Origin of the sequence: Labrenzia sp. PHM005 (assembly GCF_006517275.1) — a bacterium.
Lineage (GTDB): Bacteria > Pseudomonadota > Alphaproteobacteria > Rhizobiales > Stappiaceae > Roseibium.
Genome location: NZ_CP041191.1, coordinates 3,063,471 through 3,078,819, shown reverse-complemented (window position 1 = coordinate 3,078,819; position 15,349 = coordinate 3,063,471). Strand labels below are relative to the sequence as shown.

12 protein-coding genes are annotated in these 15,349 nt (G+C 56.0%); 7 read left to right on the top strand and 5 right to left on the bottom strand.

The annotated features are described in order from the left end of the window. Positions 1-58: 58 nt before the first annotated feature. Complete coding sequence (locus FJ695_RS13795) at positions 59-3,895, bottom strand: AsmA-like C-terminal region-containing protein (protein ID WP_371708993.1); 3,837 nt, start codon at positions 3,893-3,895, stop codon at positions 59-61. Positions 3,896-4,177: 282 nt separating this feature from the next. Further along, positions 4,178-5,578 carry an FAD-binding oxidoreductase gene (locus FJ695_RS13790; protein ID WP_141185994.1) on the bottom strand — a complete coding sequence of 467 codons (1,401 nt, stop codon included), beginning with the start codon at positions 5,576-5,578 and terminating at the stop codon, positions 4,178-4,180. A 128-nt stretch (positions 5,579-5,706) separates the two neighbouring features. On the opposite strand from FJ695_RS13790, the gene FJ695_RS13785 reads away from it, so the two are divergent. The 4 genes from FJ695_RS13785 to FJ695_RS13770 all read left to right on the top strand — a co-directional run bounded on the left by FJ695_RS13785 (position 5,707) and on the right by FJ695_RS13770 (position 10,109). Next, the gene (locus FJ695_RS13785; RefSeq protein WP_141185993.1) at positions 5,707-6,201 is read left to right on the top strand and encodes a thioesterase family protein; all 495 of its coding nucleotides are present in this window, start codon (positions 5,707-5,709) and stop codon (positions 6,199-6,201) included. Between the two features lie 132 nt (positions 6,202-6,333). Further along, a complete protein-coding gene (locus FJ695_RS13780) occupies positions 6,334-7,983 on the top strand; it encodes a chloride channel protein (protein ID WP_141185992.1) in 1,650 nt (549 codons plus the stop codon). A gap of 81 nt (positions 7,984-8,064) precedes the next feature. Then, positions 8,065-8,673 carry an imm11 family protein gene (locus FJ695_RS13775; RefSeq protein ID WP_168206367.1) on the top strand — a complete coding sequence of 203 codons (609 nt, stop codon included), beginning with the start codon at positions 8,065-8,067 and terminating at the stop codon, positions 8,671-8,673. A gap of 218 nt (positions 8,674-8,891) precedes the next feature. Next, positions 8,892-10,109 carry an NADP-dependent isocitrate dehydrogenase gene (locus FJ695_RS13770; RefSeq protein WP_141185990.1) on the top strand — a complete coding sequence of 406 codons (1,218 nt, stop codon included), beginning with the start codon at positions 8,892-8,894 and terminating at the stop codon, positions 10,107-10,109. Positions 10,110-10,171: 62 nt separating this feature from the next. Here FJ695_RS13770 and FJ695_RS13765 read toward each other — a convergent pair whose 3' ends face one another. Next, positions 10,172-10,945 (bottom strand): SDR family oxidoreductase, encoded by a 774-nt coding sequence (locus tag FJ695_RS13765; protein WP_141185989.1) that lies wholly within the window; start codon positions 10,943-10,945, stop codon positions 10,172-10,174. A 317-nt stretch (positions 10,946-11,262) separates the two neighbouring features. Here FJ695_RS13765 and FJ695_RS13760 point away from each other — a divergent pair, with 317 nt between their 5' ends. After that, on the top strand, positions 11,263-12,048 hold the full coding sequence (locus FJ695_RS13760) for a sulfotransferase domain-containing protein (RefSeq protein WP_141185988.1): 786 nt from the start codon (positions 11,263-11,265) through the stop codon (positions 12,046-12,048). Between the two features lie 75 nt (positions 12,049-12,123). Here FJ695_RS13760 and FJ695_RS13755 read toward each other — a convergent pair whose 3' ends face one another. Continuing rightward, a complete protein-coding gene (locus FJ695_RS13755) occupies positions 12,124-12,816 on the bottom strand; it encodes an aspartate/glutamate racemase family protein (RefSeq protein ID WP_141185987.1) in 693 nt (230 codons plus the stop codon). Positions 12,817-12,928: 112 nt separating this feature from the next. Here FJ695_RS13755 and FJ695_RS13750 point away from each other — a divergent pair, with 112 nt between their 5' ends. Further along, complete coding sequence (locus FJ695_RS13750; RefSeq protein ID WP_209011041.1) at positions 12,929-13,336, top strand: hypothetical protein; 408 nt, start codon at positions 12,929-12,931, stop codon at positions 13,334-13,336. Between the two features lie 31 nt (positions 13,337-13,367). Further along, the gene (locus tag FJ695_RS13745) at positions 13,368-14,021 is read left to right on the top strand and encodes a glutathione S-transferase family protein (protein WP_209011040.1); all 654 of its coding nucleotides are present in this window, start codon (positions 13,368-13,370) and stop codon (positions 14,019-14,021) included. Here the strand turns inward: FJ695_RS13745 and FJ695_RS13740 are convergent. Beyond that, positions 14,012-15,292, bottom strand: a complete 1,281-nt coding sequence (locus FJ695_RS13740; RefSeq protein WP_209011039.1) for a cyclic nucleotide-gated ion channel — start codon at positions 15,290-15,292, stop codon at positions 14,012-14,014. The genes FJ695_RS13745 and FJ695_RS13740 overlap by 10 nt on opposite strands. Positions 15,293-15,349: the final 57 nt, after the last annotated feature.

The window sequence follows — 15,349 nt, the reverse complement described above, 5'->3', positions numbered from 1 at the left end:
TCGCCTTACGCGCTGCAACTATACCTATCAAATAAGGCTTTTAACCTAAAGAGAATACTCACTGACCGGCAGGAATGCTGAACTGGCCGCTCAGGAGATCGTCGATGGTGATTGGCCCATCCAGCGGCGGCAGGTCTGATCCGGGTTTGGTGCCGGGTGGAGACACATTCCCCGAAACATTCAATTCGCCGTTTGAGGCATCCAGAACCGCCCGGATCCGGTCCGTCAGCGGCACTTGGGGCTCGGCTGGCGCGCGGGCCGGACTAATGGTGGCTTCTTCGACAGGCGCATCACCAGGGGTGGCGCGTGTCCGCTCCTGGCTTTGTGTTTGTTCCTGCTGCTGACGTTCAAGCTGTTCCTGCTCCAAGCGCAAGCGTTCTTCTTCAGCTGCCTGTGCTGCGGCTTCTGCGGCGGCAGCTGCTTCAATCGCTTCTTGTTCGCGCCGGGCTTTGGCGTCAGCCTGGCGTTTGAGTTCGCGGGTAAGCCGGTCCCGCTCCAGGATTTCTGCCTGCAAACGCTCCACCCGCTCCACTTCCTGTTCAAAAGCGCGCAGGGTCAGGTAAGCGGTAAACGGTGTGATATCGACACTGCGCTCCGGCGCTTCCACAGGTCCTTTGAAAAGGAGCCCGATCTGCGGGTCCGCGCCCGTGACAGCATTTTCACCGGGATCCACCTTCAGAGAAAAATCGGCATCCAGATCATAAATGTTCAGGTCGAGTTGGGCAGACCCGAAAACCTCGGCCTTTTCTGCATCAACCACCACATTGCGTGCACTTAAACGCCCGCCCACCAGCGTCAGAGTCCCTTCCACCTTCTCGAAGGATAGATTGCCAGCCGCCATGTGGTTTACAAAAACCTCAGCGATCTTGTCGTCTTGAAGATCAAGTCCGGCATCAACAGCCCGGGTGACTTGCATGAAGGCCTGCGGGTTTAGTCCACGGACATCACCATCTTTTAGGGTGAAAGTGCCGCCGCCATTGAGGCCAGACACAATCGCTGAAATCGACCGGCCGATACCTTCAAATTCCAGGTACAAATCGCCGGTCCCTGAAACAACAGCCCGCCCCTCCGGACGCCAAGCCAGCTGCCGCAAATCCGCGCCTGTCAGCTTAACCCGTCCAGACGCCGCACCTTCCGCATCAGACCGGCGGATAGAGAGGCTCCCCTCCAAGTTACCGCCAGAATACGCTCCATTGAGCCCGTCAAGGCGCATCAGAACGGGCGTGAGACGCAGTTCGGCACGCGCCGACCGGATTGCGGTTTCGTCATCGACGAACATTTCGCCTGCGCGCAGATCCAGCGTCAGATCCAGATCATCCAGAAGCGGAGCACCAAAAAAGGCCACCGGCCAAATGCTGCTGCCATCGCCGAGGGAGTACCATTGATCGGGACCGAGCACCAATTCGCTCAAGGCCCGAACGTCCAGCTGACTAACCTGCAGCTCGCCAGAGAAGCGGCGGTTCCGTTCGCCTGGCACAGGCTTCAAATCGCCTTCAAGACGGCCATCAAACCGCACATTCCGGAAGGTTCCGGTCAATGACGGCACGGCCAAGCTGGTTCCAACCCCTTCGAGCGTTCCACTAATTGTGGCCGGCAAATCGCCCGCCATTACCGGCAACACCCGTCCAGTGAGCAGCGCAAGCGGTGTCAGGTCGGCCGTTTTCAAATCTCCGGTCAATGCGTAACTGGCTTCTTCGCCCTTCTTGAGGGTCACGGTTCCATTTGCTTGCAGAGATGTCTCACCCAGGGCAACAGAGCTCGAAACCGTCATGCCTTCACTCGGAACACCCTCCAGTTTGCCGGTGATTCTGGCGGTTCCGATGGCGTCAACCGGCAGAACATCGAAGCCGAGTTGCTGCAGAACGGCCCCGCCCTCAGGTCCGTTCATAGAGATGGACAGGCCAACATCCGCCTCCCGCCATTGATCCACCCGGCCTTTCAGGCTGGCAATGGTCACAACGTCGGTGCCGCCGGCGGTTCCCTTCAGGTCAATGGACAGATCCGTCCCGTCGGCCAATTCGGCAGCTTGTAAGGACGCATCAAACTTCGCGGGAACCAGAACACCTGCAGCCCGCTCCAGCCGGTCGGCAAACCCAGCTTCTGGGAACACGCCTTTGGTGAGTGCCACCAAGCCGGAGAGATCGCGCGCATCCAAAGTACCGGACACAGCCCCCTTGGGCGCTGACAGCAGATCCTTCACGTCCCCTTTGACATCTATACGGGCGCCGGCCAGATCGGCCGCAAAAAGCCGGTCGATCCGGACATTGCCGTCTGAATATTCCGCTTCAAAGGCAAGGCCTTCGCCTTCAACACCGCGCCCACGAACTTCACGGGCCTGCAAGCGGACGGAAACATTCAAATCCTGCCCGGCCTCAGCCGCGCCATTGCTGGCAGATCTGCCCGCCGTCAAAGGTCGAACCAGTGCGGTCATAGTGTCGATCTGATCGAGATCGAGCACGTCTGCATCCAGCGACAATGAAAACTCTGGATTGCCGGTCCGCGGCCGCCGGTAAGCCAGCCCGCCGCGCGCTTCGGCCCCGGCCACGGTGAGCCTCAAGTTGTCGAGAGCTGCGCCTTCCGGAACCAGATTCAACCGTCCTTCGACCGAAACCGGCTCCAAAATGGAGGACCCTGTCTCTTGGCGCTGCCACCAACTGAAAAAAGAGGCGGGCTGATCAGACTTGACGGAGACCGCGCCCCGGTAAGTCAACGCGGGCGTAAGACCCAGATCGCCTTGTGTCGCAACTGTGGTGCGCCCAGGCAACCGTCCGGCAAGGCGGGCAATCCGCCAGCCGCCAAGCATGGTTTCCAGATCCAGGCGCACGTTCTGAACGATGCCACCACCGGCGACCAAGGCCGGCACATCAAATGACAACGCCCCTTCAATGGCAGGCAAAGGGACTGCTTTCAGTGCGGCCACAAGCTGCTTGCCGGCATCGTTGATTTCCACCGGCGCCTGCGGCCCGCCGCCCAGCAGCCGGTCGAGATCAATCTGTTTGGATTTGGCCCGGACTTCAAACCGTTTATCGCCGGAATAGATCAGGCCAGCCTTACCGGCCATGCTGAGCCGTTTTTCTTCCGGCCCAAAGCGGAACTCGAACTCAGGCACAGAGACTTCGGCGATGTCTGCGGCAAAACTTCCTTCGACAGACCAGGTGTTCAAACTGGCCTCGTCCAGAAGAACCGACGCGATATCAAATGTACCTTCGAATTTCGGCGCCGCATCGGTTTCACTGAGGGCACCGTCAAAGCTAAAGTTGACCGGCCAATCTGTCGGCGTGATTTCGCCTTTTAAGCGCAGGCTTTCATTATTGCGGATACGGCCAGAAGCAAAACTGACCGTATAGGCCTTGTCGTTCAAGGTCAGGCTGCCGTCTGCCCGGAATGGCCCGGCCAACGACCGTGCGCTGACAGACAGGTTGCCGTTATCGAGTTGGTGAGTTTCCCCCGTCCGGGCATCGATCACGGAAACCGCACCATCACGGATAGTCACCTTCTCAAGGGCAACGTCTTCCGGCGGCAGTTTTGCAAGCGCGCCATCTGCCGTGACGGCGGTCAGCCAGTCAAGACGCCCCGCTTCATCAAGAGACAATGTGAGATGCGGCCGCTCCAGCGCCATATCTATGACCCGGAATTCGCCCTTCAACAGAGGTGGTAGCTCCAAACGCATATCGAAACGGGAGACCACCAGCAGTGGGTCTTCCGCTTCGCCAACCCGGACGTCGGAAAACCGGATATAAGGCGCAGGCAGCAACCGAAGATCCGCCTCGCCGAGCACGGTCACGCGGTGCCCCAGCACCCGGCTTGCATATGTTTCAAAGGTCGACCGGTAAATGGTCCAATCAATGAAAAATGGGCCGACCAGTGCTGTGATCAGCACCAGAACCACTGCAATCCCAAAAGTAATGTAAACCGAGTTCAGGCTGCATCTCCTTAAGGTTCAGCCGAAATAGATGTATCTCCCCCTGATTTAACGCATGGCGGGCGATACGCAAACCAAATGCTGAATAGCGGCGCGACATCAGCGGTTATTGATCCGATTCGATACAATATCATGACTGATGGGCATCAGGCGCTGTAAGAATCGGGCAAATCGTCCGGTGTCTTAGTCCAAAAACCGACCACCGGACAATTTTAGAATACCGATCAGATCGAAAAATTCATTATTTTCAAAACTTTACGGAAGAATTTTACCAGGATTCATAATGTTGTCCGGATCGAGGGCCCGTTTGATGGCTCGCATCGGTTCAAGCGCGTTGCCGTGTTCCCGCTGCATGTATTTCCGCTTGCCCTGCCCAACGCCATGTTCGCCAGTGCATGTGCCGCCCATATCAATCGCGCGCAAAGACAATCGTTCAATAAAATCTTTTGCCTTCTTTACTTGTCCTGGGTCTTCAAGATCCACCAGGATTTGGACATGGAAATTTCCATCACCGACATGACCGACGATCGGCGCCAGCAGCCCTTCGGCCGCAATGTCTTCCGCGGTCGCAAGAACGCAATCAGCCAATCTTGAAATCGGCACGCAGACGTCGGTCACCATGATATCAGCATCCGGCTTTAGCGACTTTCCAGCCCAATAGGCATCATGCCGCGCGGCCCAGAGTTTTGTCCTGTCTTCCGCAACCGTTGCCCACTGAAATTGTCCACCGCCGAGCTCTTCGGCGATCGCAGAAAACATCTCCGACTGTTCTTTTACACCAGCCTCCGAGCCATGAAACTCCAGGAACAAGGTCGGCGTTTCGGGCAGGTCCAGCTTGGAATACTGGTTGCAGGCGCGAACCTGCAGGCTGTCGAGCAGCTCGATCCGGGCAACAGGAAGCCCCATCTGAATGGTCGTGATGACGGCATTGCAGGCCGATTGAACATCCGGGAACGGACAAACACCCCCGGAAATCGCTTCCGGCTGGCCATGCAGACGCAAGGTGATCTCTGTGATGATGCCAAGCGTGCCTTCTGAGCCGACCATCAACCGGGTGAGGTCATAGCCTGCCGAAGATTTTTTTGCCCGCCCGCCAGTCCGTACGATGGATCCATCCGCCATCACCACGGTCAGCGCGACAACGGCGTCTTTCATGGTGCCGTAACGGACCGCATTGGTGCCGGACGCCCGGGTGGCCACCATGCCACCAATGCTGGCATCAGCGCCCGGATCGATCGGGAAAAACAGGCCGGTGTCACGGATATAGCTGTTGAGCTGTTTGCGGGTCACGCCAGCTTCCACAACACAATCAAGATCTTCCGGATGCACTTCCAGAATCCGGTTCATACCGCTGACATCAATTGAGATCCCGCCTTCCGGCGCATTCACATGGCCCTCCAGCGAGGTTCCGGTGCCATAGGCAATCACCGGCACTTTGGCCTCGGCGCAGAGTTTGACGATTTCGGAAACTTCTTCGGTGGTCTGTGCGAACACAACGGCATCAGGCGGTTGGGTTTTAATCCAAGTGGTCGTGTGGCCGTGCTGCTCTCTCAGTGCAGCGGACGTGGCGCATCTATCGCCGAAGCGCGTTTTCAGCGTCGCAACAATGGCGTCCACATTGGTATTAGGTTCAGTTGTTCCGGCCACTTCAGCCATTGCGTTCCCCCCTTTGTGCAGCTTTTCCTCACCCACAATCTGCACTTATGGTAGCGGTGGTATACAGATAATGATCATTGGCCAACGGTATTTATACCGAGAATTGGGCGCAATTACGGGAGTACTTCATGCCAATTTCCTGGAAACCGGAGCCGGTCATGAGCGATATCATGACCGTTAAAGACGAATGGATCGATTATAACGGTCATCTCAATATGGCCTACTACAATGTCCTTTTGGATCTGGCATGTGATCATGTGTTCGGAATGCTGGGCTTAGGTCCCAACTACGTCAAAGAACGCAACGCGTCTTTCTTCACCGCCGAAGCGCATGTTTGCTACGTGCGAGAGCTCAGCGCTGGAATGCCGGTTAAAGTCGGGTTGCAGCTGGTCGATTTTGACGAAAAGCGTGCCCATTTTTATGAAGAATTGTACCACGCCGAGGAAGGCTGGCTGTCGGCGACGTCCGAACAACTGTGCCTTCATGTGGATTTGGGCGCCCGCAAAGTCGCCCCATGGCCAGAAGACATTCTGGCAAACATTCAATCACTTGCCGATGCTCAAAGTTCCCTGCCCCGTCCGGAACGGGCAGGCCGGCACATTGAGATCAAAAAGAAGGCCTAACGAACAAGATTTCAGCGCAAATTACAGTGATTTAGGCCTTTTACCGGCGTAGAAGGCCTATTCATTGCGCGCGACTCGGGTGAAACTGGCACAGAAACTAAGAAACGTGCCGTTTCGCAGCGGGCCGAACGAATGCGCAAAATCATTGAGACCGCCGGGCAACTGCCTGACATCCTGATCAGCTGGATCACGCCCAACGTGCGCCAGTACCGGTCCAATCGTCTTCACATTGTTTGGCTGCTCGCCATCATCATAGGTGTTTTGGTTGCAGCTGCCGCCATCATCTTCCGGACCATGATCGGTCTGTTCCAATGGCCTTGGCTCAGGACAACCACGGAACTGACCATGCAAGCGGCAGCCGCCCAACCATGGTGGGTCATCCTGTTGGCCCCGGCTTTGGGTGGATTGGTGGTTGGCTGGATCTTGCACAAGTTTCACCCCTATCAACGGGCTGGCGGTGTCGCCGATGTTATTGAGGCCCGCGCGTATGGCGGCCGGGGTTTGCCGCTTCGGGCCGGCCTTTGGTCCGGTCTTGTCACCACGATTTCCCTTGGCTGCGGCGCGAGTGCCGGCCGTGAAGGCCCCGTTGTGCATCTCGGGGCCACTGTGGGCGCCGCAGTCTGTGAGAAGTTCTCACTGCCCGATTCCGCGCGGCGTGTACTGCTTGGTTGTGCCGTTGCGAGCGCCGTGTCTGCCTCGTTCAATGCCCCCATCGCCGGGGTGCTGTTCGCGCATGAAGTGATCCTTGGGCACTATGCGGTATCCGCCTTCGTTCCAATCGTACTCGCCTCGGTGATGGGCACACTGCTGGTGCGCTGGTGGTTTGGCGATGTGGCCGCCTTTGTGATCCCGCAATATGAGATCACCTCTTATTTGGAAATCCCGGCCTTTGCCCTTCTTGGGCTGACCTGTGCTGCCGTGGCCATCATTTTCCAGTTTGCCCTGATCGGCACGGACTGGACTGCCCGCAATATCACCATGCCCTTGTGGCTGCGCCCGGTCCTCGGAGGACTGGCTGTTGGTACCCTTGGGATTTTCTTTCCGGGCATTCTTGGAGTTGGCTACGAAGCGACAGACCTGGCGCTCAAGCATGAACTTCCGCTTTTTACGCTTCTCTCGCTTCTGGTGGTCAAGACGGCGGCAACGGCCATCACTCTGGCGTCTAGATTTGGCGGTGGAATATTCTCCCCTGCCCTTTATCTCGGAGCCATGACGGGCGGCGCCTTCGGCTTGATCGCAGCGTCCGTTTTTCCGGAAATGGCCTCCAGCCACGGCCTATATGCCATTTTGGGGATGGGCGCCGTGGCTGCCGCAGTTCTTGGGGCGCCGGTCTCCACCACAATGATCGTGTTTGAGCTGACTGGTGGCTATGCCCTGTCGATCGCCCTGCTGCTGGCTGTCTCTATTGCCACCGGCCTGACCCAGGCGGTGCACGGCAAATCCTATTTCCACTGGCAGCTCGGCATGCGCGGGTGTTTCGTCAATGAAGGTGCACACCGTCTCCTCAGCGAAACTGTCAAAGTGCGCGACTTCATGGATCCGCCACCGGAAGAGGAAGACCCGGACGCACTTAAATTCAATCCGGGCACGGATGGGCCTTATTTGCACGACACTGATAGTCTCGAAAGCGCATTGAAGAGTTTTGACGCCTGCGGGAAATCTTCGCTTCCGGTGGTGCGCAAAGGCAATGCCACAAAGATCATCGGCACAGCCCGGCATGTGCGGGGTTTGCGCTATTTCAACGCCGCCTTGATCAAGGCGACCAAAGAAGAGCATGTGTGAGCCTCTGCCTCCAACCAAATCGCGCCAGAGATGCTGAGAGGTCCGGCTCAAGCCGGAGAAATACAGCATGAGGACAAGACAGTGACAAACGATGTTGTGTGGAGCTTCGGGTTTGATGAACCTGCCGGATTTATCGTGGATAGAGACCTGCTCGATGGCAATCCGCGAAAAATCGAGTACATCGATACGACCCCTGAAAAAGGAGACAATCCCCTGTTCGAACCTGGAGATCTGTACTCCGGTAGAGCCGTCAAGGGCGATCATGTTCCGACGCGCATCGAATGGTCGAACAAAAAACATCCGCCTTATGACGTTTTCAGGTTGGAGGGACTGATCGTCGTTTCAGACACGGTCAAGGACATTATCGAAGAGCTGGAGCCGGACGTACACCAGTTTTTCCCGATAGCGGTTGTCTACAAGGACGGCTCTCTAGCCCGACAGATGTATTTTTTCAATATCTGCAACCGTCTGGATACAATGGACCGGGAACGGGCAACGGTTACATTTGACCGAGTTTTTTGGAGGCCGGAGACCGGTGATTTTGCCTTCAGCAAGGCCGCGATCGGCGCGCGCCACGCCTGGAAAGACAAGCATCTCAGTTACGGGCTTTTTCTGTCTGATGCTGCCAAAACGCGCATGGAACAATCTGGTGTAACAGGCATCACCTTTCACAGCTTTCCGCTTTATTGATTTTGTAAGAGCACCGCCGCTGTTTCCGGTCGCTCTGTTTGGCTTCAGCCACGCTCCTTTCAGAGCCGCCGTAATGCCCAGCTCTCTTTCTCCGCATTTCCCCCACTTGCGTATTTCGAAAATATTGTATACGAGCGCACACAATAATTTTCCGGTACAACAGCACCGGGAAAATCCGAAGCTTTTATCCACCCAACCACCGTAAGGCGGACCATTCCATGGCAAAGATCAAAGTCGACAATCCGGTTGTTGAACTCGATGGCGATGAGATGACCCGGATCATCTGGGCCTTTATCAAGGACAAGCTGATCCACCCCTACCTCGACATTGACCTCCACTACTATGACCTTTCGGTTCAAAAGCGCGATGAAACCGACGATCAGATCACCGTGGATGCTGCCAACGCTATCAAGGAACACGGCGTCGGCATCAAATGCGCCACGATCACTCCGGATGAAGCCCGGGTCGAAGAATTCGGCTTGAAGCGCATGTACCGCTCGCCGAACGGCACCATCCGCAACATCCTCGGTGGCGTGATCTTCCGCGAGCCAATCATCATGCAGAACGTGCCGCGCCTGGTTCCTGGCTGGACCCAGCCGATCATCGTCGGCCGGCATGCTTTTGGTGACCAATACCGGGCCACGGATTTCACCTTCCCGGGCAAAGGCAAACTGACCCTCAAGTTTGTCGGTGAAGACGGCACGGAGATTGAGCGCGATGTCTTCGACGCGCCCTCCTCCGGCGTTGCCATGGCCATGTACAATCTCGACGATTCGATCCGCGACTTTGCCCGCGCCTCTATGAACTACGCGCTGGGCCGCAAGGTGCCGTGTTACCTGTCGACCAAGAACACCATCCTGAAAGCCTACGACGGCCGCTTCAAGGATCTCTTTGAGGAGATCTATGAGGCTGAATTCAAAGAAAAATTCGCCGACGCCGGCATCTGGTACGAACACCGCCTGATCGACGACATGGTTGCCAGTGCGCTGAAATGGTCCGGCGGTTACGTCTGGGCCTGTAAAAACTATGACGGCGATGTGCAGTCCGACACGGTTGCCCAAGGCTTCGGCTCTCTTGGCCTGATGACCTCGGTCTTGATGAGCCCGGACGGCAAGACGGTGGAAGCGGAAGCGGCCCACGGCACGGTGACGCGCCACTACCGCCAGCATCAGAAGGGCGAAAGCACATCGACCAACTCGATTGCGTCCATTTTTGCCTGGACGCGCGGCTTGGCCCACCGGGCGAAACTCGATGGCAACGACAAACTGGCCCGCTTTGCCAAGACACTGGAAACCGTCGGTATCAAGACCGTCGAAAGCGGCTACATGACCAAGGATCTGGCTTTGCTTGTCGGCCCGGATCAGGGCTGGCTGACGACTACAGGTTTCCTCGACAAGATCGACGAGAACCTGCAGAAAGCGATGGCGGATCTTTGAGATCCGCCGGGCCCGGCATAGCTCCTTCAGCCTGCCGGGTCCTCTCTTCATATGTGCGGGACTTATTTCGCCTGCATTTTTGAAACCATTTTCAAGACTGTCCGGCGCGGCAGTGCCGGGATCACCCAATTCATCGCAAAATCGAGCGCCTTTTCGTTGATCGCTATCAGCTTGCCTGCAAGCATGGCGTCATAGCCGATCTTGGCCACACTTTCCGCCGTCGCGCCGGAACGTGTTAGTTTGGTGCCCTCCAAATCGGCAACTTTCGCAAATTCGGTCTCGACATACCCCGGCGCCAGAACGGTTACTTTCACCCCCTTGGACCGCAGTTCCTCATTCAGCGCCTGGGAATAGGAATTCACAAAAGCCTTGGTCGCGAAATAAACCGCCTGTGACGGACCGGGCATGAAGCCGGCGGTCGAGCCGACATTCAACACATAGCCTTGACCACGAGCGGCCATATCATGCGCGAACAAGCGGGTCAGCGTCATCAAGGACATGACATTGAGATCAATCATCGCCTGTTCACTGGCGAGATCTCGCTCAATGTGATTGCCGCGTCCACCGAACCCGGCGTTGTTGATCAGGATGCCGATCTCGAGCCCGGCGGCTTTTACATCGTCATAGAGCGCTTGAGCCGCTGCGCCTGTGCCGACATCGCGGGCAAAAACATGCACATTGATGCCGTGTTGAGCTTCAAGGTCAGATTTAAGCTGCTCCAGGGCTTCCTTGCGCCGCGCAACCAGAACCAGGTTACCGCCCTTAGACGCATGATAGCGGGCAAAAGCCGCACCAATCCCAGCTGATGCACCCGTAATCAGAGCCGTCGCAGTCATATCTCTTTCCTTTCAGCACCCGCACAAAACTACACCCAACAGTTTACTTCTGCGCAAATGCGGTCCCAACAAGCCAATTTCAAGGGTCAGGCCGCAAGTTTCTCCCAGCCTCAGTCTGTTTCGCAATCTGATCCCACTCAGAAACAGACGTTTCACGACCCACACGAGGTCACGAAAACGTCCGGGCCTCAAGAAGCCTCAGGAGAAACAATCAGAAACAAAATCGCGAATTTGGCAATCCTACAGAAACAAAACCGCCGAACTACAGCCTGTATTGCTGATCAAAACGAAGTCTCAAACGATTGAGGACTCGGTTGATGCATACCTTCTACACACGGCTGCGAACCGCCCGGAAAATTCGGAACAAAACACGGCAAATCACGCAGCACATGAAGGATTTGAGTGACAACGGCTGGACAGATCCGATTGTCGTTGCCGGGTATCCAAAATCCGGAAATACCTGGCTTTGCCGTCTCGTTGCGGAAATTCTTGATTGTCCTGTTGGTGGTTATGCCGGGCTTCCCGATCCAAATGAGATCGCGATTGAGGGTGAGGAGCGCAAATCCCGCCAATACGTTCTCAAATCGCACCATGTCTTGCCGACCTTGGACCGTCTGTCCCACCCCAACCTGAAAATCTTATGCGTCGTTCGCGACCCCCGCGATGTGGCGGTCTCGGGCATGCACTATTGTTTTGAAGGCCACACCGATGCGTCGAGCCAAATGCTGGCGACAATGATGGAAGATCAAAAAGGGCATTATTGGAAGTATCGCAGCTGGTCGTCTTATGTGGACGAATTCCGTGCCGCCGGTTTCCCAACCGCCCGTTATGAGGATTTGCTGTGGGCGCCAGAAGCAACCGTGACTGAGCTGCTCACCAAGGCAGGCCTTTCATTCGATCCTGCCCGTGTTTCTGCAGCCATCGAAAACCAATCTTTTGCAAAAGCCAAGGCCCGTTATGTCTCCAACGGCGAGGACGACAAAATCCGCCACATGCGCCAGGGGAAACGCGGCAGCTACAAGGATGAACTGTCGCAAGCGGAAATCCAGCGCCTGACCCGGGCCCTCGCCCCGACAATGGTGGACCTGGGATATCTATCTTGAGCTCTTTTCCGGAAAAAGAATGTGCGGCCCCTGCCCTTCTTAAAACCTCTCTAGCGCCTTCCGCCAATCACGCATTCAGCTGAGTGCGAAATCCAACGCCGCCTCGGCGTGGAGAGCTGTGGTATTGAAACAAGGGATTTCGAAATCAGCCTCCGACACCAAGAGGCCGATTTCCGTACAGCCGAATATCACCCCGTCAGCACCGCTTGTCACCGCTCGGCCAACAACATCGAGATAGGCTTTTTTTGAGCTTTCTTTGATGTCGCCCTGGCAGAGTTCGTCATAAATGATCCGGTGGACTTCTTTCCGGTCTTCGGCCTCAGGAATCCGGACATCAATCCCATGATGATCGAAAAGATGCCCCTTATAAAAGTCTTGTTCCATCGTGTAGGCCGTGGCCAGCAACAGCGGTGCCTTGCTTCCAGCGGCCTTGATCGCAGGTGCGGTTGTGTCGGCGATGTGGATGAGCGGGATGCCAATCGCGGCTTGAACATCTGCAGCCATCTTGTGCATCGTATTGGTGCAGATCACCAGACACTCGGCCCCGCCGCGCTCCAGATTGCGCGCTGCGTCAATCATCAAGTTGGTCGCCTTCTGCCAAGCTCCATCTGCTTGAGCCTTGGCGATGTCGTCAAAATCAAAAGACCAGAGCAGGCATTTCGCGGAATGCAGCCCGCCCAAACGCTCCCGTGTCATCCGGTTCAAAAGCTGATAATAAGTAACTGTACTTTCCCAGCTCATACCGCCGAGCAGTCCAATGGTTTTCATGTTTTCCCAATCCTCCCGCGCCATTCCCAAAACGACTCTACGGAAGCTACTTGAATCAAAGTCTCAACCCGTTCGTTTTTTAGATTTCTTTCAAAGGCTTGTCAGCGTCTTCTTGTGTGTTTTCTTCCTGACAGTTTCCGCCGCAACCACCAGCGCCCAACCGGTTCACGAACCTGCCCGCGGTTCCATTGAACGCAAGGCGATCCTCAACACAATCCGCCCGTTGATGGAGGCCCGGCTCGGCGCTCCGGTTGAATTTGTAGTCTTCTGGATGCGGTCAGGCGGCGACTGGGCTTTTGCCGGATTGGACCCTCAGCGCCCCGGCGGTGGTCGCATAAACCTTCAAAACACTGTCTATGCCGGACAAGGCGACTATATGGACGGCCTCCACACCTATGCACTTTTGCGCTATCAATATGACCGCTGGAATATCATCGACTTTGTTGTTGGTCCGACAGATGTGTTCTGGCAAGGTGACCCGCTTTATGCACGGATTCCGCCCGGCTTAACTCCGCACTGATTACGACCTGCCTTTCAAAAACGAGGGACAGATGTCTGCCATGCTGCATCTCTATGGAGCGGAGTATTCTGTCTACGTCCGTGCAGTCCGGATCGCGCTTGCCGAAAAAGGTGTCTCTTATCACCAAACGCCGATTGATATTTTCAACAAGGCCGGCGTGCCAGACAGCTATTTAGACCTGCAGCCATTCGGCAAAATCCCTGCGTTGCGTCACGCTGGATTTGAGCTTTTTGAAACCACGGCGATCCTGCAATATATCGATGAAGCCTTTGAAGGGCCGGATCTGCAGCCGTCTTCGCCTCAAGCACGCGCCCGCATGGCGCAAATCCTGTCGATCCTAAATAGCTACGCATATCGCACGCTGGTTTGGGACATCTTTGTCGAGCGCATCGCCAAACCGCAGGAAGGCAAACAAACAGACGAAGCTAAAATCGCAGCAGCATTGCCTGCCGCAAAAACAGTATTGAACGCACTGGAAAAACTGGCTGATGATGATGGTCCGTTTCTGTTGGGTTCGCAGATAACGTTGGCCGACTGTTTGGCTGCACCGATGTTCGATCTTTTTCTGAAAACACCCGAAGCTCTGGCTCTGGTGGAGCCAGCCCCACGGCTTGGAACCTGGTGGAGAGATGTATCAGCCCGGACCAGCTTTTTAGAGACACTCCCGCAAACCCGTCAGGTTTGATCCTGTTTTGCGGGGTCACCGTTCTCAAACAGTTCCTGCTGTGCTTCCTGGTCCTCATCAGCTCCGACATAGCCGGCCTGTTCCAGCTCCTCTTCGGCAAGTTCGCCAAGAATTTTCTTTCCAGCTTCGGCCCGCTCCCGCGCTTCATCCATGATTTTTTTCGCCAAGGCGGCATCGCTGTCCATCAACTGGTGAAGCGCTTTCGCCTCCAGCACCAGCAGCTGGCAATCCCTATAGGCAACGACGGTCGTTGTCCGCTGGGTTTGATTGAGAAGCGCCAGCTCACCGAAGAAATTGCCCTCTCCCAGATAGACGGTGCCGTGTTCCATCCGGATTTCCACTTCACCGTCGTTGATGAAGAACATTCTGTCGGCAATATCGCCTTCTTCGGCAATTGTGACACCCTTGCGGACATTGAACGCCTGCAACTGTTTGGCGACAGAAGCAACTTCTGTCGCGCTGAGATCCTCAAACAGAGGAACCCGCGCAACCATGGACCAGGTCACGACAAAATCGCGGCTGTGGATCTCACGAGCAAAAGCAGAGGCAATAATCCCGACAGGCAAGGCAATCAGACCGTATCCCATCAACATCACCACTGCCCCGACCATCTTGCCCGGATTGCTGATCGGCACAACGTCTCCATACCCAACGGTCGTCACTGTGGTGATCGCCCAATAGATGCCGTGCAAAATACTGCGGAACTTTTCCGGCTGCTGATCATGCTCGATCAGGTACATGACCGTTGCAGCCATCAAGATCACCCCAAAGATGATCATGCTGGAGCCAAGCAGGGCATGACGCTCCGCCGCAACAGCAGAGATCAAAGAGCGCAGGGCTGGCGAATATCGGGCAAGCTTCAAGAAGCGCAGCAATCTCAGGATCACCACCATGGTGACCGCCTGATTGGGCAGCAACAAAACAAGCACCAGCGGCAGAGCACCAATAAGATCTACCAACGCATCTGGGTGAAGCGCGTAGCGCAGCCGCGCCCCAACAGGGCCATATCGGCGCAATGGCGGATGAAGATCGGCCACATAAAGCCGCAACATGTATTCGATGACGAACACAACGCCCGAGCCAAGCTGAAGGAAGCGCAAATGTGGGCCCAACGTCCGCCGGATTTCCGGAACCGTTTCCAAAACCGCAAAGACAACGTTCGCGATAATAAGAAAAATCAGAACATTGCGCAGCGTCTGAGCGGCAAGGCGCCGTTTGCCAGTGTCTTCCAACACTTCATAAAGCGTACGTTTAAAATTGTGTCCGAGCACTGTTAGTCCCGTTCGCAAGGGGCTGAATACAATAAGGAATAGCCGAACTTTGCTTCA

Bases quoted from the DNA above. Each gene is read 5' to 3' on its own strand.
- FJ695_RS13780 (WP_141185992.1), top strand. From the start codon at position 6,334: ATGCGCAAAATCATTGAGACCGCCGGGCAACTGCCTGACATCCTGATC.
- FJ695_RS13785 (WP_141185993.1), top strand. From the start codon at position 5,707: ATGCCAATTTCCTGGAAACCGGAGCCGGTCATGAGCGATATCATGACC.
- FJ695_RS13770 (WP_141185990.1), top strand. From the start codon at position 8,892: ATGGCAAAGATCAAAGTCGACAATCCGGTTGTTGAACTCGATGGCGAT.
- FJ695_RS13755 (WP_141185987.1), bottom strand. From the start codon at position 12,816: ATGAAAACCATTGGACTGCTCGGCGGTATGAGCTGGGAAAGTACAGTT.
- FJ695_RS13790 (WP_141185994.1), bottom strand. From the start codon at position 5,578: ATGGCTGAAGTGGCCGGAACAACTGAACCTAATACCAATGTGGACGCC.
- FJ695_RS13765 (WP_141185989.1), bottom strand. From the start codon at position 10,945: ATGACTGCGACGGCTCTGATTACGGGTGCATCAGCTGGGATTGGTGCG.
- FJ695_RS13745 (WP_209011040.1), top strand. From the start codon at position 13,368: ATGTCTGCCATGCTGCATCTCTATGGAGCGGAGTATTCTGTCTACGTC.
- FJ695_RS13760 (WP_141185988.1), top strand. From the start codon at position 11,263: ATGCATACCTTCTACACACGGCTGCGAACCGCCCGGAAAATTCGGAAC.